The organism is Blastococcus sp. SYSU DS0617 (assembly GCF_054051075.1).
Genome location: NZ_JBJHAO010000002.1, coordinates 215228 through 241624 on the forward strand (window position 1 = coordinate 215228; position 26397 = coordinate 241624).

The following is a 26397-nucleotide window of genomic DNA, read 5'->3' on the forward strand; positions in this document are numbered from 1 at the left end:
ACTCCTCCGTGTGGGTCCGTCCGCGCCGTCGGCGCCGGATCGCTCCCGTTCGGGGTGCCCGTGGCCGGTCGAGGGAAACGGGCGGGCGGCACGCGGCTTCCCGGAATGCCACCCTCGGGCCACACGCTGGACCTGGCATGGCACCGGCCGAGCCGCTGACGCTCTTCGACCCCGAGCCGCCTCCCACACCCGCTCCGCCGAACCGGCTCCTGCAGGTGCGCCGGATCTACGCCGAGCCCGCCGCCGTGGACAGCTCCCGCGGCCGGCAGGTGCTCGGGCGCTTCCCGGACGCCGAGGTGGTCGAGGTGCCCTCGCACTGGCAGATCCCCGACCTGCACGGCAACGAGGGCAACGTCGAACGCTGGGTGCGGGTGAAGACCGAGACGCTGGTGCTCGGCGTCAAGAAGTCGCTGTCCGCCCGCCCCAACGGCCGGTCGGCGAACTGGATCGCGCCGTCGACGGCCAACGGCTGCGCGATGGCGTGCGCCTACTGCTACGTCCCGAGGCGCAAGGGCTACGCCAACCCGATCACGGTGTTCACCAACATCGAGCAGATCACCGGCTACCTGCGCCGGCACGTGGCCCGGCAGGGGCCCAAGGCCGAGCCCGACCAGGCCGACCCGGACAGCTGGGTCTACGACCTGGGCGAGAACAGCGACTGCTCGGTCGACGCGTTGGTGAGCGACAACGTCGCCGACCTGATCGCCACCTTCCGCGGGCTCCCCACCGCCAAGGCCTCCTTCGCGACGAAGTACGTCAACCGGCAGCTGCTCGACCTCGATCCGGCCGGCCGCACCCGCATCCGGTTCTCGGTCATGCCCGAGGACGACGCCCGGCTGCTCGACGTCCGGACCAGCCATGTCGCCGAGCGGATCGCGGCGGTGGACGACTTCGTCGCAGCCGGGTACGAGGTGCACCTGAACCTGTCGCCGGTCGTGCTGCGGGACGGCTGGGAGGCCGCCTGGGCTGCCTTGTTACAGCGACTGGACGACGAGCTCTCCCCTGCCGCGAAGGCACAGGCGGCCGCCGAGGTCATCCTGCTCACCCACAACCGCGACCTGCACGAGGTCAACCTCGGATGGCACCCGAAGGCCGAGGACCTGCTCTGGCGGCCGGAGCTGCAGCAGGCGAAGCGCAGCCAGAACGGGCAGGACAACGTCCGCTACCGCAACGACGTCAAGCGCGAGGGCGTACAGCGACTGCAACGACTGGTCGGGCAGCACGCACCGTGGCTACGCCTCCGATACGCCTTCTAGCCGTCCGGCGCACCTCGATGTCGACAAGGACACATGTCGACACAGCGCTTCATTGATCACGTTTGGTGTGACACAGTTCTACACGCAGTGATCGTCGATGCCGAGGGGGCACGGTGCCGGAGGATCCGGGTTCCCGGACAGTCGTGTCTCCGGAGAGCCTCCTGGATGCGCTGCCCGACGCCGTCGTCGTGGCGGACTCCCGCGGCCGGGTGACCTACGCGAACTCCGCCATCCGCCGGCTGCTCGGCCACGAGCCCGACGCCCTCCTGGGGCGGCCGCTGACCGGCGTCATGCCGCAGCGCTTCCGGGCCGGTCACGGCCAGCACATCACCCGCTTCCTGACCACCGGCAAGGGCGAGCTGGTCGGGCAGACGACGCAGTTGCCGGCGCTGCACGCCACCGGCCACGAGGTCGCCATCGACGTCACCCTGGCCCGGGTGGAGCCCTTCCCGGGCGCGGGACCGGAGGAGTCCTCGATCGTCAGCGTGCTGCGGGACGCGAGCACCACCATCCTGCTCGAGCGCCAGCTGCAGGTGAGCCGCTACCTCGCCGCCACGCTGCGGGTCACCGCCGCGCTCACCGAGGCAGCGGATGCCGACGTCGCCTTCCAGCGCCTGCTGCCGACGCTGTGCACCGAGCTGGACTGGGACGCCGCGGTGCTGTGGGAGACCGACGAGCACAGTGGCCGGCTGGTGCACGCCGGCACCTGGACCGCCGCCGGCGTGGACGTGCCGGCCCTGCGCGAGGAGACCCGCCGCACCTTCGGCCGCGGCGAGGGGCTGCCGGGCATCGTCCGCCAGACCCGCGCGCCGGTCGTCATCGAGGACCTCTGGGAGGACCCCCGGTTCCTGAGGCGGCAGGCCGCCCGTGCCGACGACGTCCGGACTGGGGTGGCGTTCCCGGTGCTGCGCGGTGAGTCCGTCCTCGGCGTCTGCGAGCTCTTCTCGCGCGCCTCCCGCACGGTGCCTGCGGAGCTGGTCGAGGTGCTCGCGCACGCGGGACGCCAGATCGGCCAGTTCCTCGGCCGGCTGCGCGCGGAGTCCGAGGTTCGCGAGCTGGCCGAGACGCTCCAGCGCAGCCTGCTGCCCTCCCACCTGCCCACCGTCCCCGGGATCGAGCTCGCGGCCCGCTACCGGGCGGGCGGGGGCTCGGCGTTGGCGGGTGGCGACACCTACGACGTGATGCCGCTGCCCGACGGCCGGTGGATGGTGCTCATCGCCGACGTCTGCGGCACCGGTGCCGAGGCGGCCTCGCTGACGGCGCTGACCCGGCACACCGCGCGGGCCGCGTCCGCCGCCGGCTGCCCGGCCGCGGTGCTCGATGCGGTCAACACCGCCCTGCTGCGCGAGCAGGGCACCGGGCCGCTCCGGTTCGTGACGGCGGTCTGCCTCGTGCTGGAGAGCGCTCCGCAGGGGCGCCGCGTCGGCATCAGCATCGCCGGTCACCCGGCGCCCCTGCTGCGCACCGCCGACGGCGCGGTCGTGGCCCTGGGCCGGCCCGCCCCTCCGCTCGGCGTGGACGAGGACACCGTGTTCACCGACTCCACCGTCGACCTGCCGGCCGGGTGCACGCTGCTGCTCTACACCGACGGGGTCACCGAGGCGCGCGACGACGCCGGTGCGCAGTTCGGCGAGGAGGCACTGATGCGGCTGCTCGGCACCCCCGGCTGCTCGGGGGCCGAGGGCACCGCCGCGGCGGTGGTGGCCGCCGTCGAGGCGCAGGTGGCCGGATCCCGGCACGAGGCCGACGACATGGCTCTGCTCGCGCTGACCGTCCCCGCCTGAGCCCCTGCGCGGGACCGGTCCCGCAGCGGACGGCCACTACCGTGGCGGCGTGGCGCGGGTGGTGGTGGTGGGCGCCGGGCTCGGTGGCCTCGCGGCGGCGGCCCGGCTCGCCGCGCAGGGGCACGCGGTGACCGTGCTGGAACGCTCCGAGCGGGTGGGCGGCAAGCTCGGCCTGCTCACCGTGGACGGGCACGCGTTCGACACCGGCCCGAGCCTGGTCACCCTGCCCCAGGTCTACCGCGACCTGTTCCACGCCACCGGCGGACCCCTCGAGGAGTCGGTCGACCTGGTGCGGCTGGATCCGGCGGTGGCCTACCGGTTCGCCGACGTCACGCACCTGGCGTTCCCCGGGCAGCCCGACGCCGTGCCCGCCGCGCTGGACGCCGCGCTCGGTCCCGGAGCAGGGGCGCAGTGGTCCGCCCTGATGGCGCGCGCGGAGCAGATGTGGCGGATCAGCGAGGACCCCTTCCTGCGCACGCCCCTGGCCGGACCGGTCACGCTCGCCCGGCTCGCCCGCCGGCCGTCCGACGTCGCCACCATCGCGCCGTGGCGGTCGCTGCGCGGGCTCGGCCGGTCCTACCTCCGCCACCCGCACCTGCGGACGCTGCTGGACCGCTACGCCACCTACTCCGGCTCCGATCCGCGCCGGGCCCCGGCCGTGCTCGCCACGGTGGCGTACGCGGAGCAGGCGTTCGGCTCCTGGTACGTGCGCGGCGGGCTGCACCGGCTCGCGCTGGCCGTCGCCGATCGCGCGGCCGGGCACGGCGCGGTGCTGCGCACCGGCTGCGCGGTGCGGCGGGTGGTCGTGGCCGGAGGGCGGGCGGCCGGGGTCGAACTGGCCGACGGCGAGGTGGTCACTGCCGACGTCGTCGTCTCGAACGTGGACGCCGCGGCGCTCTACGCCGATCTCGTGCCCCTGCGGCTGTCGGCGGCCCCGCGCCGTTCCCTCGCTCGCGCCACGCCGTCCCTCTCCGGGTTCGTGCTGCTGCTCGGACTGCGTGGCCGGACGCCGGAGCTCGCCCACCACACCGTGCTGTTCCCGGCCGACTACGACGACGAGTTCGACTCCGTCTTCGGCACCGGCCGGCACGCGGGCCGGCCGCGGCCGGCGGCCGACCCCACCGTCTACGTCAGCGCGCCCGACGACCCGGCGCTGCGCCCGGACGACGACAGCGAGTCGTGGTTCGTCCTGGTGAACGCGCCCCGGCACGAGCCCGGGCGCGGGATCGACTGGGACTCCCCCGGGCTGGCGGAGCGGTACGCCGACCGGGTGCTGCAGGTGATGGCCGAGCGCGGGCTGGACGTGCGCGACCGGGTGCGCCGCCGGGTGGTGCGCACGCCGGCCGACCTGCAGCGCGACACGGGCAGCGTGGGCGGGTCGATCTACGGGACGTCGAGCAACGGCGCGCGGGCGGCGTTCCTCCGCCCGGCCAACGCCTCCCCCGTGCCCGGTCTCTTCCTCGTCGGCGGCTCGGCGCACCCCGGCGGCGGGCTACCCCTGGTCACCCTGTCCGCCGAGATCGTCGCCGGCTTGATCGGACCCGCCTGACGGTTCCGTGCGAAGCTCGGACATGCGCACCTACCCGCCGTCGTCCGGTCCGGAGTCGGGCCAGCTGACCGCGTTCCTGGACCACTACCGCGCGACGATCCTCCGGCGGGCCGACGGGCTGGACGCCGACCAGCTGGCCCGGCCGCTGGCCCCGTCCTCGCTCACGCTCGGTGGATTGCTCAACCACCTGGCCTACGTCGAGGACCTCTGGTTCCGGGTCCGGTTCGCCGGCGACCTCGCGGACCCGCTGTGGGCTCACGTCGACCGGGAGGCCGACCCCGACCACGAGTTCCGGACCGCGGCCGACGTACCGCCGGACGAGCTGCGCCGTCGCTACGACGATGCCTGCGAGCGGAGCCGGGCGGCGGTCCGGACCGCCGACTGCCTCGACCAGCGCGCGGCGCGGCCGCGGTCCAACGGCCAGTACGTCGACCTGCGCTGGATCATGCTGCACATGCTCGAGGAGACCGCCCGGCACGCCGGCCACGCCGATCTGCTCCGGGAGGCGATCGACGGGACCGTCGGCGACTGACTCAGCTCCGTGCGGCTCCGTACCCGAGCAGCGCCGCCAGGCCGAGAGCGCTGCGCGGCTGGTAGGCCGCGCGCCAGAGGCCGCCGTGCGCCGCCTCGTACGCCTCGTCCTGCCACGGGTGCTCGTGCACCGGCCCGCCGCCGGTGTGCAGGTCGTGCACGAGCAGCGCGGCCATCAGCACGTTCGACGTCGCCGGCTCGAAGATCTCCACGCCGAACCGGTGGGCCCCGGCGTACGCGGCGGCCAGAGCCCGGTTCTTCACCACCGACCGGGTGCGCGTCGGCGGGGCGACGTTCATCGACACCGTGCTCCCGGCCGCCCGCGCCGTCGTCGCCCGCCAGCGCTGCAGCCGCTTGGCCAGCGCGTAGTTGGGGCCCTGCTGGGCGACCAGGCTGTCGGCGATGCCCGGGTCCGTCCCGGGCACGTACGCACGCTGCAGCAGCCGTCCTCCCGACACCGTGCGCAGGGGCCGGCCCAGCAGCTTCGCCCCCCGCGAGCGGGCGGCGTAGGCCTGCACGGACTGCGCCACGGCGTCAGCGGGGACGGCGAAGACGTCGGTCGGCGTCGCGAGGAACGCCAGCGCGAGGTCCGGGCGGGTCTCCGCCAGCCGCACGGTGAGCACGTCGACGGCGGTCGACACCCGCACGTTGGTGGCGCCGTCCGCGTAGACGTAGTTGCCCAGCACGGGGCGCCCGGGCAGCGTCGCGGCCCAGTCGGCGACACCGGGGACCTCGGCGATCAGGTCGGCCCCGGCCCGGGCCGGGGCGACGTCCGTCGCCGGCTCGTCGACCGGCACCAGCAGGGTGCCGGCACTGCCGCGAGCGGTGTCCAGGACCCGCTCCCACAGCGGCGCGCGCGGCAGGTCCACACCGGCCACGTGAGCGCCCCACCGCAGCAGCGCGGTGAGCGGGCCCATCTCGGCGCCGGCGCCGAGCACGACCACGGTGGTGTCGGGCAGCGCCAGCCACTCCGGGTGCGCGGCGACGGTGCGGACCGCCTCGGCGCACGAGGGCTCGATCACCCCCGCGGCCACCCACTGGTCCAGCTGGTGCAGCAGAGCGTCGCCCCGCAGCCGGCCACCACGGAACGGCAGCGAGAGCTCCCGCTCCGGTTCGGCGCTGCCGCGGACCTCCACCGTGTGCAGCGCCCGGCCGGCGGGTGCGCCCACCAGGTCGCCGAGGCCGGTCTCCCCGTCGGGACCGGCCACCCGCATGGTGCGGTGCAGCGAGGCCAGCCCCTCCTCGGCGATGGTGCGGGCGGCCGACGCCGACGGCAGCCCCGCCTCCACCAGCCGGCGGAAGTGGGTGAGGTAGCCCGCCCGCCAGTTGGTCTCCCGCTCGGCAGCCAGCGCCCCGGCGGCATCGACCGGGCGGAGCGCGTCGGCGGTGACGGCCCGTCCCAGTGCCGCGGTGCTCCGCCGGCCGTCCGCACCTGCCGGGAACACGACGCCCCGCTCGTCCTCGCTCATCGGTCCGTTCCCATGGGGTCAGCTTCTCCCGGCGCCCCGGCCTCGAGCCACCGCAGCAGCGTGCGGGTACCGAACCCGGTGCCCCCCTTGACCGTCTCGGCGTGGTCGGAGCCCGACCGCGCCGGGCCCGCGATGTCCAGGTGCGCCCACGGCAGGTCGCCGGCGAAGGGCTGCAGGAAGAGCGCGGCCGTCGTGCCGCCCGGGTTGCCGGGCGCGTTGTTCGCGTCGGCGACCGGGCTGTCCAGCAGGCCGGCGTACTCCTGCGCCAGGGGCAGCCGCCACAGCGGCTCCCCCGCGGCGGCGCCGGCGGCGGACAGCGCGTCGGCCAGGCCGTCGGCGCTGGCGTACAGCCCGCCGGTGCGGGCGCCCAGCGCCTGCTTCATCGCGCCGGTCAAGGTGGCGACGTCGACCAGCACCGTCGCACCGAGCTCGAGCCGCGCGTACGCGAGTCCGTCGGCGAGGACCAGCCGCCCCTCGGCGTCGGTGCTGCGAACCTCGGTGGTGCGCCCGCCGACGTGCCGGACGACGTCCGCCGGACGGTAGGCCGAGCCGGACACGGCGTTCTCCGCCGCCGGGACCACCGCGGTGACGGCGACCGGCAGCTCGAGCCGGGCCGCGGCGTCGACGGCGGCGAGCACGGCGGCTCCCCCGGCCATGTCGGTCTGCATGTGCCGCATGCCGGCGGTGGTCTTGATCGAGAGGCCACCGCTGTCGAAGGTGATCCCCTTGCCGACCAGGACCGGGTGCTGCGGGCCGGCCGACGGCGGGCGGTAGGCCGCCACGACGACCCGCGGTGGTGAGGCCGATCCGCCCCCGACGGCGAGCACCCCACCGAACCCGCCGATCGCGAGCTCCTCGGGACCGAGCACGGTCACCGTGACGTGCGGCAGCGCGCCCAGCCGGGCGCGCGCCTGCTCCGCCAGCCACTCCGGGTCCTTGATGTGCGGCGGCGTGTTCACCAGGTCGCGGGCCCACGCGACGGCCTCGGCCGTGACCGTTCCGGCGGTGACCGCCGCGTCGGCCTCGGGCCCGGCGGCCGCGACGAGGGTGACGGTGGCCAGCCGCCGTGGCGGGCGCGACGACGAGTCGCGGAACCGGTAGCCGGCGAGCACTGCGGCCTCCACGGCCGCGCGCACCTCAGCGGGCCCGGCCGGACCCGCGGCTGCGTCCAGCGGGAGCACCAGCCGGGTCGCGCCGTGCCGGGCCAGCGTCTGGGCGCGACGCACGCACACGGCCACGTACCGGCGCAGCTCCGGCAGCGCGCCCGCCCCGACGCCGACGGCGACGACGCTGCGGGGCCGCCGGCCGGCGATGGGCACGTTGGTGATCGCGCCGGCACGGCCGGTGTTGCCGGTGTCGGCCAGCGCGCCGGTGAGCAGCTGGGGGCTCACGACCGGCGCGGGCCCGGTCAGCCATCCCGGCAGCGCGCCGCCCGCGCCGACGGGTACCGCGAGCACGTCGTCGGTGCCGAGCACGGGCAGCGCCGCGAGGAGCTCGATCCGCGGGAACGGCGCGGCCCCGGTCACCGGCTGATCGCCGGTGGCCGGGGCCGTGTCGTCCTGCGCTGTCCTGCCCGGGGGCAGGTCGGCGGAGGTGGTCAGCTGGTCGCGCCCTTCAGTGCCTCCGACAGCGCCGCCGCCTCGTCGGGCGACAGCTCGACGACGAGGCGACCGCCTCCCTCGAGCGGGACGCGCATGACCAGGCCGCGGCCCTCCTTGGTCACCTCGAGGGGACCTTCACCCGTGCGCGGCTTCATGGCCGCCATGCGTGCCTCCTTCGCCGGCCACACCACTCCCCGCCGGGGCGGGGGGTGGGGTGGCGTCCATCGCTGCTGGAACTCCGCCGCCAATGATCCCGTATGGCGCTCCGTCGTCCAACACGAGCCCCCATCAGGGGAACGCGCGGAAGCAGTCGGCGACGTGATCGTCGACCATCCCGGTCGCCTGCATGAGCGCGTACGCGGTCGTGGGGCCCACGAAGACGAACCCGCGGCGCTTCAGTTCACGGGCCATCGCGACCGACTCGGGGCTGGTCGCGGGCACGTCGGCGAGCGTGGCCGGCCGGCGCCGCGGCCCCGTCGGCGCGAAGGACCACAACAGCGCCGAGAGCCCCTCCGGCTGCTGCTGCGCCGTCCGGGCGTTGCGGACGGCGGCAGCGATCTTCGCGCGGTTGCGGACGATGCCCACGTCGCTCATCAGCCGCGCCTCGTCGTCGGCGTCGAACTGCGCCACCGCGTCGATGGAGAAGCCGGCGAAGGCCGACCGGAACGCCGGTCGCTTGCGCAGGATGGTGATCCACGACAGGCCGGACTGGAAGGCCTCGAGGCAGAGCCGCTCGAACAGGGCGTCGTCGCCGTGCAGCGGCGTCCCCCACTCCTCGTCGTGGTAGGCGACGTACTCCGCGGTCGACTCGGCCCAGGCACAACGCTGCACGCCGGCGACGGTAGCCCCGGGCACCGACGGTTCAGCGGGCCGTGGCGGCCGGCTCCCCCACCTCGGGGGCCGACGGCGCCGCGGGACCGCGGCCGGTCGCCAGCACGCAGCCGGCCAGCACCAGCGGCAGGCCGAGGGCGATCCCGAGCGTGAACGGCTCGTGGAGCAGCACGACGCCGAGCAGCACCGCCACCGCCGGGTTGACGAAGGTGATGACCAGGGCGCGCTGCGGACCCACCTCCCGGATGAGCGCGAAGAACAGCGCCAGGGCGACCGCCGTGCACAGCACCCCGAGGGTGGTCAGCGACAGCAGCGCCTCGCCCGACGCGTCGACGGCGTCCCCGAGCTGCGGCAGGGCGAACGGCGCGTACACCACGGTGGTCACCGCCAGTGCCACCGAGGCGGCCGCGACCCCGGGCACCTCGGGCAGCTTGCGGCTGATGACCAGCGGCGCGGTGGCGTAGCCGACGGTCACCAGGGCCACCGCGAGGACCGGGAGCAGGGCCGCCCCCTCCGGGTCCAGGCCGAGCAGCGCGGCGATGCCGACGACGCCGAGCACCATGCCGACCATCCGCACCGGGGTGAGCCGTTCCTCCTCGCCCGCGAGCCGGCCGGCGAGGGCGGCGACGAACGGGACCGCGGCCACCAGCAGCCCGGTCAGCGAGCTGGACAGCGACTGCTCGGCGTAGGAGAGCAGCAGCCACGGCGCCGTCATCTCCAGCACGGTGAAGACCAGCAACCAGCGCCAGGACCGCAGCGCGGGCCCCAGCCCGCCGCGACGGATCGTCCACGGCAGCAGGAGCGCCGCCCCGATCGCGCACCGCGTGAAGACCACGACGACCGGCGAGACCTCGTCGACGGCCACCTTGATCAGCAGGTACGGGACGCCCCAGATGACCGACATGGCGACGAACAGCGCCCACCCGCGGCGGCTCACCGGGGAGCGGCTCCCCCGGACCGGGCCGCGACCGCCGCGAACCGGCGCAGCGAGCGTCGCACGCCCCAGCGCACGAACGGCCGCGCGGCGTACCAACCGGGCGTGAGGACCACCCCGAACCAGCCCCACGGCAGGTAGAACCGCTCGGTCCAGACGAACGTGGCGTGCTCGCCGCGGGGCTCGATCTCGAAGATGCCCGGACCGCGGATGACCCGGCCGGTGTGCTGCACCTCGACCAGCCGCGGCGGGTCCCACTTCGTGATCACCATGGTGTCCAGCAGCCCGAGGTGGCGGCCGCCGGGCAGCGGCAGCCCGGTGCGCGCCGCGAGCCGCCCACCGACGCCCTGGGCCGGCCCGCCGACCGTCTCGACATCGGTGGCCACCATCCACTCGCCCTGGTTGACCCAGTCGGTGAGCACCTCCCAGACCCGCTCGGGCGACGCCTCGACGTCGATCCGCTCGACCAGCTCAGGCATGCGGGCTCTCCTCGTCGTCGTCCAGGGGTGGTGTCCGCGCACTCTTCAGCTCGTCCGGGGACGCCGGATGCAGCCGCTCGGTGAGCGTGGCGATCTCGGCCTCGCGCTCGTCGAGGGTCCGCGCGAACTGCTCGAGCAGCCAGTCGACCTCGGCCATCCGGTAACCGCGCAGGGTGACCGTCATCCGCAGTCCCCGCACGTCGTCGCCGGTCATCGGCCGGCCGACGGGCAGCTCCACCGGCGAGCGGTCCAGGTCGGCCGGGGGCTGGGTCTCGCCGCGGCCCAGGAGCAGGGAGGCGCCGAGGAAGAGCAGGGCGGCGACGACCAGGACGCCGACGAGGGAGAGGACGAGGTCGAGCACGTCAGGCGTCGGACGGGCCGACCGGGGCGCGCATGCCACCGCCGCCCTCGCCCCGCGCCCGGTCGGCCTCGGCCGCCTGGATGGCCGCCACGACGGCGCCGACGTCGTCGGTGACGGTCAGCAGCTCCAGGTCGGCGGGGCTGATCGTGCCGGTGGCCGCCATGGTCCGGTGGATCCAGTCGAGCAGCCCGGACCAGTAGTCGGTGCCGAACAGGATGACCGGGAAGCGGGTGACCTTGCGGGTCTGCACCAGCGTCAGCGCCTCGAACAACTCGTCCAGCGTGCCGAAGCCGCCGGGCAGGATGACGAAGGCCTGCGCGTACTTCACGAACATCGTCTTGCGGACGAAGAAGTAGCGGAACGAGATGCCGACGTCGACCCACTCGTTGAGCTCCTGCTCGAACGGCAGCTCGATGCCCAGCCCGACGGAGAGCCCGCCCGCCTCGCACGCCCCCCGGTTGGCCGCCTCCATGGCGCCCGGGCCGCCCCCGGTGATGACCGCGTACCCGGCCTGTGCCAGCGCCGCGCCGATCGCGACGCCCGCCGCGTAGTGCGGGTGGTCGGCGGGCGTCCGTGCGCTGCCGAAGACGCTCACCGCGCGCGGCAGCTCGGCCAGCAGCCCGAAGCCTTCGACGAACTCGCTCTGGATGCGGAGCACCCGCCACGGATCGGTGTGCACCCAGTCGCTCGGGCCCCGCTTGTCGAGGAGCCGCTGGTCGGTCGTCGTACCGACCGTCCCCGGGTCGGGCTCTCCGCCCCGCAGCATGACCGGCCCGCGGTGCTGGGCCCGCCTGCGCGGCGCCGGCCTGACCTGCGGACCGGGTGTGCCCTGCGGACCGGGTGCGCCCTGCGGACCGGGTGCGGCCTGCGGATCGGATGCGTCCTGCGGATCGGGCGGCAGGGTCATGCGGTGCTCCCGGACAGGTAGGCGACGAGCGCGTCCTCGGTCGGCTGCAGCCGCTCGACCAGCACGTGCTCCTCGCGGGTGTGGGCCAGGGTGGGGTCGCCCGGTCCGTAGTTGACCGCGGGGATGCCGAACGCGGCGAAGCGGGCCACGTCGGTCCAGCCCAGCTTCGCCCGCGCCGGGCGGCCCACGGCCGCGACGAAGGCGGCCGCGGCCGGTTCTGACAGCCCCGGGAGCGCGCCGCCGGAGTGGTCGACGATCTCCAAGGTCGCCCCGGCGGCGAGCGCCTCGGCGAAGACCTCGCGGACGTGCGCCTCGGCGGCGTCCTCGTCCCGGTCCGGCGCGTAGCGGAAGTTGATCAGCAGCGTGGCCTCGTCGGGGATCACGTTGCCCGCGACGCCGCCGGAGATGCCCACGGCGTTGAGCCCCTCGCGGTAGGTGCAGCCGTCGATCTCCACCTGGCGGGCCTCGTAGGCGGCCAGCGTGGCCAGCGGCCCCGCCAGCCCGTGGATCGCGTTCTCCCCCAGCCAGCTCCGCGCGCTGTGCGCCCGGTGCCCCGGCGTCGCCAGCCGGGCCCGCAGCGTGCCCTGGCAGCCGGCCTCGATCTCCCCGTCGGTCCCCTCCAGCAGGATCGCCAGATCGCCGTACAGCCAGCCGCGGCGCTCCCGGGCGACCCGGCCGAGGCCGTTCTTCACGGCCTCGACCTCCTCGTTGTCGTAGAAGACGAACGTCAGGTCGTGCGCGGGCGCCCCGCCGGGGACGCCGAAGCGCCCGGCGACCCGCAGCATCACCGCGTCGCCGGACTTCATGTCGCTGGTGCCGCAGCCGTAGAGCCGGTCGCCCTCCAGCCGGCTCGGCACGTTGTCGGCGATCGGCACGGTGTCGAGGTGGCCGGCCAGCACGACCCTGGTCGGCCGCCCCAGGTTGGTGCGGGCCAGCACGGCGTCGCCGACCCGCTCCACCTCCAGGCCGCCCAGGGCGCGCAGCGCCGTCTCCACGAGGTCGGCCAGCGGCCGCTCGTCGCCCGAGACGGAGGGGACGTCGACCAGCGCACGGGTCAGCGTGAGGACGTCGGCGGAGAGGTCGAGCGGAGGAAGGTCACTCACGCCGCCGAGCCTAGGGGGCGCGCCCGCGCCCGGTCTCGGTAGCGTCCTACCCGTGACTGCCGCGCCCGTCTCCGCATCCGCCGCCGGCCTCGCGACCGTGACGCCCTCGGGCACGGTCCTGGACACCTGGTACCCCGAACCCCGGCTGGGTGCTCCGGAGGAGGCGACGGCCGGCACGACCCGGCTCGGCGCGCTCGAGCTCTCCGGCGAGCTCGGCCCCGACTACGGCGGCCTGGTGCGCCGCGACGAGGCCCGCGGCGTCGAGATCATCGCCGTCCGCACCGTCATCCCCGACCTCGCCGCCCCGCCGGTGGACACCCATGACGTGTGGCTGCGGCTGCACCTGCTCTCGCACCGGCTGATCAGACCGAACAGCGCCAACATGACCGGCGTCTTCGGGCTGCTCACCAACGTGGCCTGGACCAGCGCCGGCCCGGTCGAGGCGGCCTCGTTCAACGCGCACCGGCTGCGCGCCGCCGTCGGCCACGTCACCGTGTTCGGCGTCGACAAGTTCCCCCGGATGGTCGACTACGTCATCCCGACCGGCGTCCGCATCGCCGACGCCGACCGGGTGCGGCTGGGCGCGCACCTGGCCGAGGGGACGACGGTCATGCACGAGGGCTTCGTCAACTTCAACGCCGGCACGCTGGGCGCCTCGATGGTCGAGGGACGGATCAGCCAGGGCGTCGTGGTGGGCGCGGACAGCGACATCGGCGGCGGCGCCTCGATCCAGGGCACCCTGTCGGGCGGCGGTAAGGAGGTCATCTCCATCGGCACCGGCTGCCTGCTCGGCGCCAACGCCGGCATCGGCATCTCGCTCGGCGACGACTGCATCGTCGAGGCCGGCTGCTACGTCACCGGCGGCTCGCTGGTCACGCTCCCCGACGGCTCGGTGGTCAAGGCGCGGGAGCTGTCCGGCCGCGACGGCCTGCTGTACCGCCGCAACAGCGTCAGCGGCGCGCTCGAGGCCGTCGACCGCAAGGGCCGGACGTGGGGCGCGCTCAACGCGGAGCTGCACGCCAACTGACGCAGCGGGCGCTCCCGCCCGGCACGGATCACAGCTGCTGGTCCAGGGAGTGCACAGCTTCGCGGCCTAGGGTCGAGGGCGATGGCCTCCCCTCCGTCCACCGCGATGCGGATGGCCGCGCCTGCCCGGCGCCGCCCCGCCCGGCGCCCGTCGACGCGGAAGCGCCGCGGCGCCGGCGGCCGGAAGGACAACTGGTGGCCGCTGGTGATCGTCGCGACGCTGGTGGTGGTCGGCATCGCCTGGGCGCGCGCGGCCGACGACCTCCCCGCCGAGGGCACCTGCACCGTCGACGGCGGCTCGGTCACCGTGACCGCCGAGCAGGCCCGCCACGCGACCACGATCGCCGGGGTCGCCCGGGAGCGCGGGCTCCCCGACCGGGCGGTCGTCATCGCGCTGGCCACCGCCCAGCAGGAGTCCGGCCTGCGCAACCTCGACTACGGCGACCGCGACTCCCTGGGCCTGTTCCAGCAGCGGCCCTCGCAGGGCTGGGGCACCCCCGACCAGGTGCAGGACCCCGTCTACGCAGCGGGGAAGTTCTACGACGGACTGGTGCAGATCCCCGGCTGGGAGTCGGGCGAGCTCACCAGGGTCGCCGACGCAGTCCAGCGCAGCGCGTTCCCGCTCGCCTATGCCAAGCACGAGGCCATGGCCCAGGAACTGACCGACGCCCTGATCGCGAACGCCCTCACCTGCACCTGAGCCGGTCGGCTCACCGGCCGACGTAGGCCGCCAGGTGCTCGCCGGTCAGCGTGGAGCGCGCGGCGACCAGGTCGGCCGGCGTGCCCTCGAAGACCACCCGGCCACCGTCGCGGCCGGCGCCCGGTCCGAGGTCGATGATCCAGTCGGCGTGCGCCATGACCGCCTGGTGGTGCTCGATGACGATGACCGACCGGCCGGAGTCGACGAGCCGGTCCAGCAGACCCAGCAGGTTCTCGACGTCGGCCAGGTGCAGCCCCGTGGTCGGCTCGTCCAGGACGTAGACGCTGCCCTTCTCCGCCATCTGGGTGGCCAGCTTCAGCCGCTGCCGCTCGCCTCCTGACAGCGTCGTCAGCGGCTGTCCCAGGCTCAGGTAGCCCAGCCCGACGTCGACGAGCCGGTCGAGGATCGTGTGCGCAGCCGGAACGCGGCCCTCGCCGCTGCCGAAGAAGTCCTCGGCCTCGGCGACCGACATCGCGAGCACCTCGGCGATGTTCCGGCCACCCAGCGTGTACTCCAGCACCGACGCCTGGAACCGCCTCCCCTCGCACTCCTCGCACGGGGACTCGACGGTGGCCATGACGCCCAGGTCGGTGAAGATGACGCCGGCGCCGTTGCACGTCGGGCAGGCGCCCTCGGAGTTCGAGCTGAACAGCGCCGGCTTCACCCCGTTCGCCTTGGCGAACGCCTTGCGGATCGGCTCCAGCAGGCCGGTGTAGGTGGCCGGGTTGCTGCGCCGGGACCCGCGGATCGCGCCCTGGTCGACCACCACGACGCCGTCGCGGCCGGCCACCGAGCCGGTGACCAGCGAACTCTTGCCCGAGCCGGCCACACCGGTCAGCACGCAGAGCACCCCGAGCGGGATGTCGACGTCCACGTCCCGCAGGTTGTGCGTCGACGCGCCGCGGACCTCGAGCGCACCGGACGGGGACCGCACCGCGTCCTTCACCGACGCCCGGTAGTCGAAGTGCCGGCCGGTGCTGGTGTCGCTGGTCCGCAGCTCGTCCACGGTGCCCTCGAAGCAGACGACGCCGCCGGCGGACCCGGCGCCGGGGCCGAGGTCGACGACGTGGTCGGCGATGGCGATCGTCTCGGGCTTGTGCTCGACGACGAGCACGGTGTTGCCCTTGTCCCGGAGCTGCAGCAGCAGCCGGTTCATGCGCTCGATGTCGTGCGGGTGCAGCCCGATGGTCGGCTCGTCGAAGACGTAGGTGACGTCGGTGAGCGAGGAGCCGAGGTGGCGGATCATCTTGGTCCGCTGCGCCTCACCGCCGGACAGGGTGCCCGCGGGCCGGTCGAGCGACAGGTAGCCCAGCCCGATCTCGGTGAACGAGTCCAGCAGGTGCTGCAGCCCGGTCAGGAGCGGAGCCACGGAGGAGTCGTCGAGCTCCCGGACCCAGTCGGCCAGATCGCTGATCTGCATCTCGCACAGGTCGGCGATGTTCTTCCCCTTGATCCGCGACGACCGGGCCTCCGCGGTGAGCCGTGTGCCCTCGCACTCGGGGCAGGGCTGGAAGGTGATGACGCGTTCCACGAAGGCGCGGATGTGCGGCTGCATCGCGTCGACGTCCTTGGAGAGCATCGACTTCTGGATCTTCGGGATGACGCCCTCGAAGGTGAGGTTGATGCCCTCGACCTTGATCTTGGTGGGCTCCTTGTAGAGGAGGTCGTCGAGCTCCTTCTTCGAGTACTTCCCGATCGGCTTGTCCATGTCGAAGCCGGCGCCGCTGAAGATCCGCCCGTACCAGCCGTCCATGCTGTAGCCGGGCACCGTCAGCGCACCCTCGGCCAGCGACCTGTCGGCGTCGAACAGCGCCGTGAGGTCGAAGTCCGAGACCGAGCCCATGCCCTCGCACCGCGGGCACATGCCCCCGAGGTAGACCGCGTCACGCACCACGGCCTTCTCGACCCGGCCGCCGGACTTCTCCGTGCTCATCACGCCGCTGGCCTTGCGTGTCGGGACGTTGAACGAGAAGGCGGTGGGCGGGCCGATGTGCGGCGTGCCCAGCCGGCTGAAGAGGATCCGCAGCATCGCGTTGGCGTCGGTCGCGGTGCCGACGGTGGAGCGCGGGTTGGCCCCCATCCGCTCCTGGTCGACGATGATCGCCGTCGTCAGCCCCTCCAGCAGGTCGACCTCCGGCCGGGCCAGCGACGGCATGAAGCCCTGCAGGAAGGCGCTGTAGGTCTCGTTGATCAGCCGTTGCGACTCCGCCGCGATGGTGGCGAAGACCAGCGAGCTCTTCCCCGAGCCCGAGACGCCGGTGAACACGGTGAGCCGCCGCTTGGGCAGCTCGACGCTGACGTCCTTGAGGTTGTTCACCCGCGCACCCAGCACGCGGATGACGTCGTGGCTGTCGGCGGCGTGCCTCGGAGCCGGCTCGGTGGTCGCGCTCATGGATCGGTGCCTCCATCCGTCGGGACCGGCCGCGCGGCAGCGACCGTCCGGAGTTCTACCAGGGGTGTCCGACAGGGAGGACCGGTCGAGGAGCCGCTTCTCAGCTGCGCTGCTGGATGCGGACGGTGTTGCCCGCGGGGTCGCGGAACGCGCAGTCGCGGACCCCGTAGGGCTGGTCGGCCGGTTCCTGCATGACCTCGGCGCCACTGGCGACGACGCGGTCGAAGACACCGCCGAGATCCGCGGTGGCGAGGACGAGCGAGGCGTAGGTGCCCTTGGCCATCATCTCGGCGATGGTGCGCCGCTCGTCGTCGGTGATGCCGGGGTCGGCCCCCGGAGGGTGCAGGACGAGGGTCGTCGCGGACGGGTCACCGGCGGGGCCGAGGGTGAGCCACCGCATGCCCTCGTACCCGACGTCGTTGCGCAGTTCGAAGCCCAGCGCGTCGCGGTAGAAGGCCAGGGAGGCGTCGGGGTCGTCGTGCGGGAGGAAGGCGTGGTGGATGGTGAGGTCCATGGCGGTCACGCTAGGGACGGCTGCCCGCCCGGTGCTTCTCGATTCCTGACCGATCCGGCACCCTGACCGGCCTGGTCACCTGCTTGGCCATGCACGAGGGCAGCCCCGCGATGCCCGCCGCCCGCCGCCGGTAGGCGCTGGGCGGCATCCCGACCAGCTCGGTGAAGCGGGTGCTGAAGGTCCCCAGCGACGAGCAGCCCACGGCGAAGCAGACCTCGGTCACGGTCAGGTCGCCCCGGCGCAGCAGCGCCATCGCCCGCTCGATGCGCCGGGTCATCAGGTAGGCGTAGGGCGACTCGCCGTACGCCGCACGGAACTCGCGGCTCAGGTGCCCGGCCGACACGTGCGCCCCACGGGCCAGCGCCTCGACGTCCAGGGGCTGGGCGTACTCCCGGTCGATGCGGTCCTTCACCCGGCGCAGCCTGGCCAGGTCGCGCAGGCGCTGCTCTGGAGCCGCTCCGCTGCTCACCCGGGGGATGCTGCCACGTCGCGCCGTCCCCGAGGAGCGACGTCGGTCCCCCGGCTGAGGGAGAGGGGCTCAACCCACCGGGTCGGCGAGCCGACACCGTGGCATGACGATCGCGCCCTCCACCCCCACCGGCGCCGCCGGCGCCGACGACGCCGCGATCACCGACGTGACGGTCCTGCTGCCGAACCGGGAGGACCTGCTCGCCCGGCTCGCCGAGCGGCTGCCCTCCGCCGACGAGTCCCCCGCCACCCTGCTGATCCTCGGGCTGCTGCGGCGCGACGACGGCTGGCCGACGCCCGCCTCGACGCGCGCGGCCGTGACCATGCTGCTGGCCCGCTCGCTGCGCGGTGACGACTGGCTCGGAGGCGCGGGAGCGGCGGAGTTCGCCATCGTGCTCTCCGGTCCCGAGAGCGCCGCGGAGGCCGCCGCCGCCCGGCTCACGGCCGCCGTCGCCGGACTCGGCATCCCCGGCCTGTCGGCGGCTGCCGGCGTCGCGGCCCTCAACGCCGGCCTCCCCCCGCAGGAGATCTTCCGGCGGGCGACGCTGAGCCTCACCGGCGCCCGGCGGGTCGGGCCGTCGACGGTGGTCCGCTACCGCGAGCCGGTCTGAGCCCGCTCGGGCCGGCTCAGCCGGCCAGCCGCTCCACCGCTGCGTCGATGCGCTCGTCCGTGGCGGTGAGCGCCATGCGGACGTGCCGCGCCCCGGCCGGCCCGTAGAAGCTGCCGGGCGCGGCGACCACACCCAGACCGGCCAGCCAGTCGATGGTCGCCCAGCAGTCCTCGTCGCGGGTGACCCACAGGTAGAGGCCGGCCTCGGAGTGGTCGATCCGCAGCCCGGCGGTGCGCACCGCCCCGGCCAGCCGGTCCCGGCGGGACCGGTAGCGGTCGCGCTGGGCGTCCACGTGCGCGTCGTCGGCCAGCGCCGTGGTCATCGCGGCCTGCACCGGGGTGGGCACCAGCAGCCCGAGGTGCCGGCGCACCTCCCAGACGCGGCGCACCAGCGCCGGGTCCCCGGACAGCAGGCCGCCCCGGTAGCCCGCGGCGCTGGACTGCTTGGACAGCGAGTGGACGGCGAGCAGCCCGGTGTGGTCGTCGCCGGCGATCGCCGGGTGCAGCAGCGAGCGCGGCTCGACGTCCCAGCCCAGGGTCACGTAGCACTCGTCGGCGACGACGGGCACACCGTTCGTGCGCCCCCAGTCGACCCAGGCGCGCAGTTCGTCGTCGCCCAGGACGCGACCGTGCGGATTGCCCGGCGAGTTGAGCCAGACCAGCACGACGCCGTCGGCATCCGGCGGCGGGACGTCGGTCCGCCGGATCGTCAGCCCGGCCACCACGGCCCCCACCTCGTAGGTGGGGTAGGCGACGGACGGGATGAGGACCGTTCCACCACCGGCGAGCCCCAGCAGGGTCGGCAGCAGAGCCACCAGTTCCTTGGAGCCGACCGTGGGGATCACCGACGGGTCGGCAGCGAGCGGATCGGCGACCGTCACGCCCAGCCGGCGGCTCAGCCAGCCGGCCGCCGCCGTGCGGAGCGCCGCCGTGCCCAGCGCGGCGGGGTACCCCGGCGCGTCCCCGGCGGCCGCGAGCGCCTCCCCGAGCAGCGCCGGGGTGGCGTCGACCGGGGTGCCGATGGAGAGATCGACGACCCCGCCCGGGTGCTGTGCGGCCCGCTCACGGGCTGCGTCGAGCGCGTCCCACGGGAAGTCCGGGAGGACGCGCGGTCCGCCGGGGAGCTGGGCGGTCAGTGCCCCTCGCCCTGGGGCGGGAGGGCGGCGACCAGCGGGTGGTCCTTGTTGATCTTGCCGGTCTTGGCGGCGCCGCCGGGGCTGCCCAGGTCGGAGAAGAACTCCACGTTGGCGTTGTAGAAGTCCTTCCACTTGTCCGGGACGTCGTCCTCGTAGTAGATGGCCTCGACCGGGCAGACCGGCTCGCACGCACCGCAGTCGACGCACTCGTCGGGGTGGATGTAGAGCATCCGGTCGCCCTCGTAGATGCAGTCCACCGGGCACTCGTCGATGCACGCCTTGTCGAGGACGTCGACGCAGGCCTGTGTGATGACGTAGGTCACGGTGGTTCCTCCCGGAGGACGGTGCGGGCGGCGACCGCTGGACGGTCGATCGGCTGAATTAGTATCACCCTCCCGCGGCCGGACGGCTCGGAAGGGTGCCCTTTCCTCGGCGCTCACCCCGTGGGGGGACGGCCGCGAGCGGCGGGAGGCGAACGCGCGTGATCGACGTGCGGACCCTCGAGGAGGTCGCGGCCCGCACCTGGCGCGGGCTCGAGGAGGAGCGCCACGGCGACTGGCTGCTGCGGGCGGGCGGTGGCTTCAGCGGTCGGGCCAACTCCGTCCTGGTCGTCGGGCAGGCCCCCGAGCCGCTCGCGGACGCCGTCGATTCCGTCTCGCGCTGGTACACCGACCGCGGCCTGCCCCCGCGGGCGCAACTGCCGGGCCCGGCCGGCGCCGCCGACGCGGCGTTCGCCGCGGCGGGCTGGACGCGCGGCGAGGACGTCCTCGTCCTCACCGCCCCGCTGCCGGACCGGCCGGCGCCCGACGTGCCGGTGGAGGTCTCCCCCGCGCCCGACGACGCCTGGCTGTCCGGGTACCGCTACCGCGGCGCCGCCCTCCCGCCCCAGGCCCGGGCGGTGCTGACCCGCGCCGAAGGCCCGATGTTCGCCTCGGTCCGGCCCGCTCCCGCGCCCGCGCCGCCGGCGGCGGTCGCCCGCGGGGCGGTCGCGGACGGCTGGCTGGTGATCACCGCCGTCACCGTCGCCGAGCAGTTCCGGCGCCGCGGCCTCGCCCGCGCGGTCATGGCCGCGCTCGCCGCCGCCGGGCGGGAGCGGGGCGCGCACTCCTGCCTCCTGCAGGTCAGCGACGACAACGAGCCGGCGCTGGCGCTCTACGCGCGGCTGGGGTTCACCGAGCACCACCGGTACCACTACCGGACCGTGCCCGCCTGACCGTCGGGGTGGCGAGCACCCGGCCGGCGGCGAAGGCCGCCGCGACCACGCCGCAGCCCAGGAACGCCAGACCCACCGCGCCGGTCACGCCGGTACCGATCAGCACCAGGTCGCCCTCGGGACGGCGCACCGTGGCGGCCAGCGCCACGACCAGCCAGACCAGCGCCGGCAGCACCGCGACCGCGCGGGAACCCGACAGCCGGTGCGCCAGCCGGACCAGCAGCAGGTTCCCGGTCACGGCCGCGAGCACCGACAGCGGAACCGGCACCGGGCCGACCTTGAGCGGCAGCCAGAACACCTCCACCAGCGCCAGCCAGGCAGCGACGACGAGCGCCAGGACCGCCCAGCCGGTCGTGACGGCGATCCGTGCGATCACCTGTCCAGACCGGCGAAGAGGTCGTCCTCCCAGCCGTGCGGGCCGCTCCCCGGGCCCCGCTCACCACGCACCAGCCGGTAGTGCTCGACCGCGGCGAGCTCCAGCCCCAGGTTGTTCGACAGCGCGAAGAAGGGGCCGTCCACGAGGATCTGGGTCGGGTGCGCCCGCATGGCGGCGTCCTTGTGGGTGGCGAACGCCCCGCCGTCAACCTCCGTGGTCACGACCTCGTCCGGCACGGCGAAGGGCAGGTCGTCGGCGCTCGTGGCCCCCTCGAAGAAGGTCGTGTCACCGGCGGCCGCCATGGCGTCGATGCCCCGCTGCACGATCGAGCGCGGCATGGCGTTCCAGTAGACCTTGGCGATCGTCCACGCGGGGCCCAGGTCGGGCCGGAAGCCGGGGTCCGCGGCCAGGTCGGCCGCGCGCATCGCCACCCGGTGCGCCTGGATGTGGTCCGGGTGGCCGTAGCCCCCGAAGTCGTCGTAGGTCACCAGCACCTGGGGCCGGATCTCGCGGATCACCGCGACCGCGTGCGACGCCGCCTCGTCGAGGTCGGCGTTCCAGAAGGCGCGGGGGTGCTCGTTGGCCGGCGTCCCCATCATCCCGGAGTCCCGGTAGCGGCCGGCGCCGCCGAGGAAGCGGAAGTCGGTGACGCCCAGCGCCGCCATGGCCGCCCGCAGCTCGCCGATCCGGTAGCCGCCGAGCTGGTCGGCCTGGTCGGCTGCCAGCTGGGCCAGCTCCGGCACCAGGATCTCGCCCTCCTCCCCCAGCGTGCAGGTGAGCAGGGTGACCACGGCACCCTCGGCGACGTAGCGCGCCATCGTGGCGCCGTTGTTGATCGTCTCGTCGTCGGGGTGGGCGTGCACGAGCAGCACGCGCCGGTCAGCCATCACACCGTGATCCTGCCGGATCGCACCGCGGCCGCGCGCCGTGCCCCTGGCACGTGCCGCCGCCCTGCGCGGACGGCGTCCACCCTCACCGGACGGCGTCCTCCCTCACCGCACACCGCGAGGGAGGACGCGCCGGGATCAGGTCACCTGATCCCAGCGGCGGTCAGTCGACGTCGACCGGGACGACGGTGCGCGCCTCGGCGAAGTGGCAGGCCACGGGGTGCCCCTGGCCGCGGTCGACCAGTGCCGGCGCCTCGGTGGCGCAGATGTCCTGCGCCTTCCAACAGCGGGTGCGGAACCGGCAGCCCGAGGGCGGGTCGGCCGGGCTCGGGACGTCGCCCTCGAGCATGATCCGGTCCTTCTGGCCCCGCAGGTGCGGCTCGTGCAGCGGGACCGAGGAGAGCAACGCCTGGGTGTAGGGGTGCGACGGCCGCCCGTAGACGTCGGTGTCCGTGCCCTCCTCCACGATGCTGCCCAGGTACATGACCGCGACGCGGTCGGAGATGTGCCGGACCACCGACAGGTCGTGGGCGATGAAGAGGTAGGAGAGCCCGAACTCGTCCTGCAGGTCCTCGAGCAGGTTGACCACCTGCGCCTGCACCGAGACGTCGAGCGCCGACACCGGCTCGTCGCACACGATGACCTCGGGCTGCAGGGCCAGGGCGCGGGCGATGCCGATGCGCTGCCGCTGCCCGCCGGAGAACTGGTGCGGGTAGCGGTTCACGTAGTCGGGATTGAGCCCGACCCGGTCCATCAGCTCCTGCGTGCGCTGCAGGCGCCCCTTTCGCGGCGCGATGTCGGCGTGCACCGACCAGCCCTCGGCCACGATGTCGCCGACCGTCATGCGCGGGTTCAGCGATGCGTACGGGTCCTGGAAGATGATCTGGACCTCGCGGCGGTAGGCCTTGAGCTCACGGCGGCTCGCCCGGCTGAGGTCGCGGCCCTTGTAGAGGATCTGCCCGTCGGTGGGCTTCTCGAGCGCCACGAGCAGCTTCGACACCGTCGACTTGCCGCAGCCGGACTCGCCGACGAGGCCCAGCGTCTCCCCGCGACCGAGGGTCAGGGTGACGCCGTCGACCGCGCGGACGTGCCCGACGGTCCGCTTGAACAGCACGCCCTGGGTGAGGGGGAAGTGCTTTTTCAGTCCCCGCAGCTCCAGCAGCGGCTCGCTGGTCGAGCCGCCACGCTCCGAGGCGCCATCGCCCGTCGGCGCCTGCAGAGCACGGTCGACCTCATCGTCCGGGTTCGCCACGGAGGACCTCCTCGCTGTAGTGACAGGCCGCCTCGCGGCCGGGGAGGACCGCTCGCAGCGGCGGCACGTCGACGGCGCAGTCGGCGCCCGGTCGGGCGGCGGCACCGATGCGGCGGTGCGAGCAGCGCGGGTGGAACGAGCAGCCGCTGGGGATCGCCGCCAGGTTCGGTGGCTGCCCGGCGATCGGGCGCAGCCGGCCGCCCTTCGTCTCGACCTGAGGCACCGAGGCCATCAGGCCCTCGGTGTAGGGGTGTGCGGGACCCTCGAAGACACCGTCGATCGTCCCGGTCTCGACCGAGGTCCCCGCGTACATGACGGCGACCTTGTCGGCGACCTCGTTGACCACGCCGAGGTCGTGGGTGATGAGGACCAGCCCCATCCCGGTCTCGCGCTGGAGATCCTTGAGCAGGTCCATGACCTGGGCCTGGACGGTGACGTCCAGCGCCGTGGTCGGCTCGTCCGCGATGAGGATCTTGGGGTCGAGGGCGATCGCCATGGCGATCATCACGCGCTGGCGCATGCCGCCGGAGAACTGGTGCGGGTAGTCGTTGACCCGCTCCTTCGCGGCCGGGATGCGGACCCGCTCCATCAGCTCGACAGCCAGCTTCTTGGCCTCCTTGCGGGAGGTGCCCCGGTGCGCCCGGAACATCTCGCCGATCTGGAAGCCGACGCTGTAGACGGGGTTCAGCGACGACAGGGCGTCCTGGAAGATCATGGAGATGCCCGGGCCGCGGACCTGTCGCTGCTCCTCGGCGGGCAGGTCGAGCAGGTTGCGCCCCTCGAACCAGATCCGCCCCTCGGTGATCTCGGCCGGCGGCATGTCGAGGATGCCCATGATCGCCTGCGCCGAGACCGACTTGCCCGACCCGGACTCTCCGAGGATCGCCAGGGTCTCCCCCGCATGGACGGTGTAGCTCAGCCCGTTGACGGCACGGACCAGACCGGAGTCGGTCCGGAACTGGACGTAGAGGTCGTCGACCTCGAGAACGGGGTCGTTCGGGCCGGCCGCCCTAGCGGCTGGGGCGGCCGTCACATCGGAGCGGGTCATGAGCGCTGCCTCGGGTCCAGGGCGTCGCGGAGCGCGTCGCCCATCATGACGAACGCCATGACCGTGAGGGTCAACACGGCGCTCGGGAACAGGACGAGGTGGGGTGCGGTCTGCAGCAGGTTCTGCGCGGTGCTGATCTGCAGCCCCCACGAGATCGCCGGTCGCTGCAGGCCGACCCCGAGGAAGGTCAGCGTGGCCTCGGCGGCGATCAGCACACCGATGGTGATCGTCGTGTAGACGAGCACCGGCGCAACCGCGTTGGGCAGGATGTGCCGCACCATGATGCGGCGGCCGGAGGCGCCCATGGCGCGGGCGGCGGCCACGTAGTCGCTGCTCTTGACCGCGATCACCTGGGACCGGACCAGGCGCATCGCCGTCATCCAGCCGAACGCCGCCAGCGCGACCGCGACCTCGACCGGCCCGGGCCGGTCGAAGGCCGACCTGAGCAGGACGAGAGCGCCGAGGATCAGCGGGAGCGCGTAGAAGATGTCCGCGATGCGGGCCAGGATGCTGTCGGCGATCCCGCCGTAGTAGCCGGCGAGGGCCCCGACCACCACGCCCAGGAGAAGGATCACCAGGGTGGCGACCACCCCGATGGCGAGCGAGTTGCGCGCCCCGTAGACCACGTTGGCCAGGTAGTCGCAGCCCTGCTGGTCGAAGCCGAACCAGTGCTCCGCCGACGGGGGCTCGACCGAGTTGCTCAGGCTGCAGGCCCGCGGATCGGCGCCTCGCGCGAACAGCTGCGGGACCAGTGCCATGGCCACGAAGACCACCATGAGCACCGAGCCGATCCAGAACAGGGGGTTGCGCTTGAGCGCCTTCCAGGCGTCGCTCCACAGCGAGTTCTGCCGGTCACCACCGGCGGCCGCGTCCTCCCCGGTCCGGGTGAGGGTGCCGGCACCCGTCTCGTCGTGGCCCGGTTGCACCTGCGCCGGACGCTGCTCAGTCATAGCGGATCCTCGGGTCGAGGACGGCGTACAGGATGTCCACGACCAGGTTGAAGAAGATGAAGAAGAACACCAGCAGGGTCACGATGCCGACGACGACCGCCCCTTCCTGGGCGAGGATCGCGTCGAAGATCGCCCGGCCCAGCCCGGGGATGTTGAAGATGCCTTCGGTGACGATGGCCCCGCCCATCAGTGTCCCGACGTCGGCGCCGATGAAGGTCACCACCGGGATCAGGCTGTTCCGGAGGGTGTGGCGCACGACGACGGTCTGCGGGGTCAGGCCCTTCGCCTTCGCCGTCCGGACGTAGTCGGCACGCATGTTGTCGGCCATGCTGGTGCGGGTCAGGCGGGCCACGTAGGCGACCGACCCGGCGGCCAGCACCAGGCCGGGCAGCAGGTAGCTGTACCAGCCCTCGTTGATGCCGGCGATGGGGAACCAGCCCAGCCGGAGGCCGAACACGTACTGGGCGAGGAAGCCGAGCACCAGGATCGGCACCGACACGACCAGCGTCGTCGAGACGAGCACCAGGTTGTCGAAGAAGCCGTTCCGGCGGATGCCGGCCAGCACGCCGGCGACGATGCCGATCAGGACCTCGAAGACGACGGCCACCAGCGTGAGCTTCGCGGTCACCGGGAGCCGTTGCTCGATGGTGTCGAGGACCGGGCGGCCCCGGAAGTCGGTGCCGAAGTCGAACTGGAACAGGTCCGCGACGTACTTGAAGTACTGGACGAGCAGCGGGTCGTTGAGGTTGAAGTCGGCCCGCAACTGGGCGATCACCGCGGGCGCGAGCGGACGGTCGCCGCTGAGCGCGCGGATGGGATCGCCGGGCAGGGCGTACACCATGGCGAAGATGAGGAACGTCGCCCCGAAGAGGACGGGGATGGTGAGCAACAGCCGGCGCGCGATGTAGCGGCCCATGTCTCCCCTTGATGTTGTGCGGCCGCTCTCCGGCGAGCGGCGTGCGAGTCACTCTGCCAGTCGGCACCGGTGGAGGCGTTCCCAGGGGCGACCCGGGGGGACGC

The 26397-nt window shown here is 73.9% G+C and carries 28 protein-coding genes; 8 read left to right on the forward strand and 20 right to left on the reverse strand.

The features are described from left to right. Positions 1-137 precede the first annotated feature (137 nt). The 4 genes from ACI793_RS03655 (at position 138) to ACI793_RS03670 (ending at position 5121) form a co-directional block, all read left to right on the forward strand. Positions 138-1256: a spore photoproduct lyase family protein gene (locus ACI793_RS03655; RefSeq protein WP_456605002.1), complete on the forward strand. Its 1119-nt coding sequence runs from the start codon at positions 138-140 to the stop codon at positions 1254-1256. 143 nt (positions 1257-1399) lie between these two features. Next, the gene (locus tag ACI793_RS03660; protein WP_456605003.1) at positions 1400-3040 is read left to right on the forward strand and encodes a SpoIIE family protein phosphatase; all 1641 of its coding nucleotides are present in this window, start codon (positions 1400-1402) and stop codon (positions 3038-3040) included. 49 nt (positions 3041-3089) lie between these two features. Then, the gene (locus ACI793_RS03665; protein ID WP_456605004.1) at positions 3090-4589 is read left to right on the forward strand and encodes a phytoene desaturase family protein; all 1500 of its coding nucleotides are present in this window, start codon (positions 3090-3092) and stop codon (positions 4587-4589) included. 22 nt (positions 4590-4611) lie between these two features. Continuing rightward, positions 4612-5121 carry a DinB family protein gene (locus ACI793_RS03670; protein WP_456605005.1) on the forward strand — a complete coding sequence of 170 codons (510 nt, stop codon included), beginning with the start codon at positions 4612-4614 and terminating at the stop codon, positions 5119-5121. A gap of 1 nt (position 5122) precedes the next feature. Here the strand turns inward: ACI793_RS03670 and ACI793_RS03675 are convergent, their stop codons facing one another. The 9 genes from ACI793_RS03675 to dapE all read right to left on the reverse strand — a co-directional run bounded on the left by ACI793_RS03675 (position 5123) and on the right by dapE (position 12805). Continuing rightward, the gene (locus ACI793_RS03675) at positions 5123-6589 is read right to left on the reverse strand and encodes a hypothetical protein (RefSeq protein WP_456605006.1); all 1467 of its coding nucleotides are present in this window, start codon (positions 6587-6589) and stop codon (positions 5123-5125) included. Next, the gene (locus ACI793_RS03680) at positions 6586-8115 is read right to left on the reverse strand and encodes a leucyl aminopeptidase family protein (RefSeq protein WP_456605007.1); all 1530 of its coding nucleotides are present in this window, start codon (positions 8113-8115) and stop codon (positions 6586-6588) included. The genes ACI793_RS03675 and ACI793_RS03680 overlap by 4 nt, the downstream gene beginning before the upstream one ends. Positions 8116-8186: 71 nt before the next feature. Next, positions 8187-8354 carry a DUF3117 domain-containing protein gene (locus tag ACI793_RS03685; protein WP_012947303.1) on the reverse strand — a complete coding sequence of 56 codons (168 nt, stop codon included), beginning with the start codon at positions 8352-8354 and terminating at the stop codon, positions 8187-8189. A 124-nt stretch (positions 8355-8478) separates the two neighbouring features. Then, positions 8479-9021 carry a DNA-3-methyladenine glycosylase I gene (locus ACI793_RS03690; protein ID WP_456605008.1) on the reverse strand — a complete coding sequence of 181 codons (543 nt, stop codon included), beginning with the start codon at positions 9019-9021 and terminating at the stop codon, positions 8479-8481. Between the two features lie 31 nt (positions 9022-9052). Next, entirely contained in the window at positions 9053-9958 is a 906-nt protein-coding gene (locus ACI793_RS03695) for a DMT family transporter (protein ID WP_456605009.1), read from the reverse strand. Next, positions 9955-10434 (reverse strand): SRPBCC family protein, encoded by a 480-nt coding sequence (locus tag ACI793_RS03700; protein ID WP_456605010.1) that lies wholly within the window; start codon positions 10432-10434, stop codon positions 9955-9957. Before ACI793_RS03700 ends, ACI793_RS03695 begins: the two co-directional genes overlap by 4 nt. Next, positions 10427-10795, reverse strand: a complete 369-nt coding sequence (locus ACI793_RS03705) for a DivIVA domain-containing protein (protein ID WP_456605011.1) — start codon at positions 10793-10795, stop codon at positions 10427-10429. Before ACI793_RS03705 ends, ACI793_RS03700 begins: the two co-directional genes overlap by 8 nt. 1 nt (position 10796) lies before the next feature. Next, on the reverse strand, positions 10797-11702 hold the full coding sequence (locus tag ACI793_RS03710; protein WP_456605012.1) for an LOG family protein: 906 nt from the start codon (positions 11700-11702) through the stop codon (positions 10797-10799). Beyond that, on the reverse strand, positions 11699-12805 hold the full coding sequence (dapE, locus tag ACI793_RS03715; RefSeq protein ID WP_456605013.1) for a succinyl-diaminopimelate desuccinylase: 1107 nt from the start codon (positions 12803-12805) through the stop codon (positions 11699-11701). Before dapE ends, ACI793_RS03710 begins: the two co-directional genes overlap by 4 nt. 52 nt (positions 12806-12857) lie before the next feature. Here dapE and dapD point away from each other — a divergent pair, with 52 nt between their 5' ends. Next, positions 12858-13832: a 2,3,4,5-tetrahydropyridine-2,6-dicarboxylate N-succinyltransferase gene (gene dapD, locus ACI793_RS03720; protein WP_456605014.1), complete on the forward strand. Its 975-nt coding sequence runs from the start codon at positions 12858-12860 to the stop codon at positions 13830-13832. Between the two features lie 81 nt (positions 13833-13913). Beyond that, positions 13914-14531 (forward strand): hypothetical protein, encoded by a 618-nt coding sequence (locus tag ACI793_RS03725; protein ID WP_456605015.1) that lies wholly within the window; start codon positions 13914-13916, stop codon positions 14529-14531. A gap of 10 nt (positions 14532-14541) precedes the next feature. Here ACI793_RS03725 and ACI793_RS03730 read toward each other — a convergent pair whose 3' ends face one another. The 3 genes from ACI793_RS03730 to ACI793_RS03740 form a co-directional block, all read right to left on the reverse strand. Continuing rightward, on the reverse strand, positions 14542-16923 hold the full coding sequence (locus tag ACI793_RS03730; RefSeq protein ID WP_456605016.1) for an ATP-binding cassette domain-containing protein: 2382 nt from the start codon (positions 16921-16923) through the stop codon (positions 14542-14544). 100 nt (positions 16924-17023) lie between these two features. Beyond that, positions 17024-17437 carry a VOC family protein gene (locus tag ACI793_RS03735; RefSeq protein WP_456605017.1) on the reverse strand — a complete coding sequence of 138 codons (414 nt, stop codon included), beginning with the start codon at positions 17435-17437 and terminating at the stop codon, positions 17024-17026. Between the two features lie 10 nt (positions 17438-17447). Next, on the reverse strand, positions 17448-17906 hold the full coding sequence (locus tag ACI793_RS03740; protein ID WP_456605018.1) for a helix-turn-helix transcriptional regulator: 459 nt from the start codon (positions 17904-17906) through the stop codon (positions 17448-17450). A 103-nt stretch (positions 17907-18009) separates the two neighbouring features. Here ACI793_RS03740 and ACI793_RS03745 point away from each other — a divergent pair, with 103 nt between their 5' ends. After that, positions 18010-18516 (forward strand): hypothetical protein, encoded by a 507-nt coding sequence (locus ACI793_RS03745; protein WP_456605019.1) that lies wholly within the window; start codon positions 18010-18012, stop codon positions 18514-18516. 16 nt (positions 18517-18532) lie between these two features. On the opposite strand, the gene dapC is transcribed toward ACI793_RS03745, so the two are convergent. Together dapC and fdxA are read right to left on the reverse strand one after the other, a co-directional pair. Continuing rightward, the gene (gene dapC / locus ACI793_RS03750; protein WP_456605188.1) at positions 18533-19651 is read right to left on the reverse strand and encodes a succinyldiaminopimelate transaminase; all 1119 of its coding nucleotides are present in this window, start codon (positions 19649-19651) and stop codon (positions 18533-18535) included. Further along, positions 19648-19974 carry a ferredoxin gene (fdxA, locus tag ACI793_RS03755; protein ID WP_091764542.1) on the reverse strand — a complete coding sequence of 109 codons (327 nt, stop codon included), beginning with the start codon at positions 19972-19974 and terminating at the stop codon, positions 19648-19650. The genes dapC and fdxA overlap by 4 nt, the downstream gene beginning before the upstream one ends. A 158-nt stretch (positions 19975-20132) precedes the next feature. Between fdxA and ACI793_RS03760 the strand changes: the two genes are divergently transcribed. Beyond that, positions 20133-20864: a GNAT family N-acetyltransferase gene (locus ACI793_RS03760; RefSeq protein WP_456605020.1), complete on the forward strand. Its 732-nt coding sequence runs from the start codon at positions 20133-20135 to the stop codon at positions 20862-20864. On the opposite strand, the gene ACI793_RS03765 is transcribed toward ACI793_RS03760, so the two are convergent. The 6 genes from ACI793_RS03765 to ACI793_RS03790 all read right to left on the reverse strand — a co-directional run bounded on the left by ACI793_RS03765 (position 20821) and on the right by ACI793_RS03790 (position 26293). Next, a complete protein-coding gene (locus tag ACI793_RS03765; protein WP_456605021.1) occupies positions 20821-21240 on the reverse strand; it encodes a hypothetical protein in 420 nt (139 codons plus the stop codon). The genes ACI793_RS03760 and ACI793_RS03765 overlap by 44 nt on opposite strands. Beyond that, on the reverse strand, positions 21237-22127 hold the full coding sequence (mshB, locus tag ACI793_RS03770) for an N-acetyl-1-D-myo-inositol-2-amino-2-deoxy-alpha-D-glucopyranoside deacetylase (RefSeq protein WP_456605022.1): 891 nt from the start codon (positions 22125-22127) through the stop codon (positions 21237-21239). The genes ACI793_RS03765 and mshB overlap by 4 nt, the downstream gene beginning before the upstream one ends. Before the next feature lie 163 nt (positions 22128-22290). Next, on the reverse strand, positions 22291-23379 hold the full coding sequence (locus tag ACI793_RS03775; RefSeq protein ID WP_456605023.1) for an ABC transporter ATP-binding protein: 1089 nt from the start codon (positions 23377-23379) through the stop codon (positions 22291-22293). Continuing rightward, on the reverse strand, positions 23360-24427 hold the full coding sequence (locus tag ACI793_RS03780; protein WP_456605024.1) for an ABC transporter ATP-binding protein: 1068 nt from the start codon (positions 24425-24427) through the stop codon (positions 23360-23362). Before ACI793_RS03780 ends, ACI793_RS03775 begins: the two co-directional genes overlap by 20 nt. After that, positions 24424-25377, reverse strand: a complete 954-nt coding sequence (locus ACI793_RS03785) for an ABC transporter permease (RefSeq protein ID WP_456605025.1) — start codon at positions 25375-25377, stop codon at positions 24424-24426. The genes ACI793_RS03780 and ACI793_RS03785 overlap by 4 nt, the downstream gene beginning before the upstream one ends. Then, positions 25370-26293 (reverse strand): ABC transporter permease, encoded by a 924-nt coding sequence (locus tag ACI793_RS03790; RefSeq protein ID WP_456605026.1) that lies wholly within the window; start codon positions 26291-26293, stop codon positions 25370-25372. The genes ACI793_RS03785 and ACI793_RS03790 overlap by 8 nt, the downstream gene beginning before the upstream one ends. Positions 26294-26397: the final 104 nt, after the last annotated feature.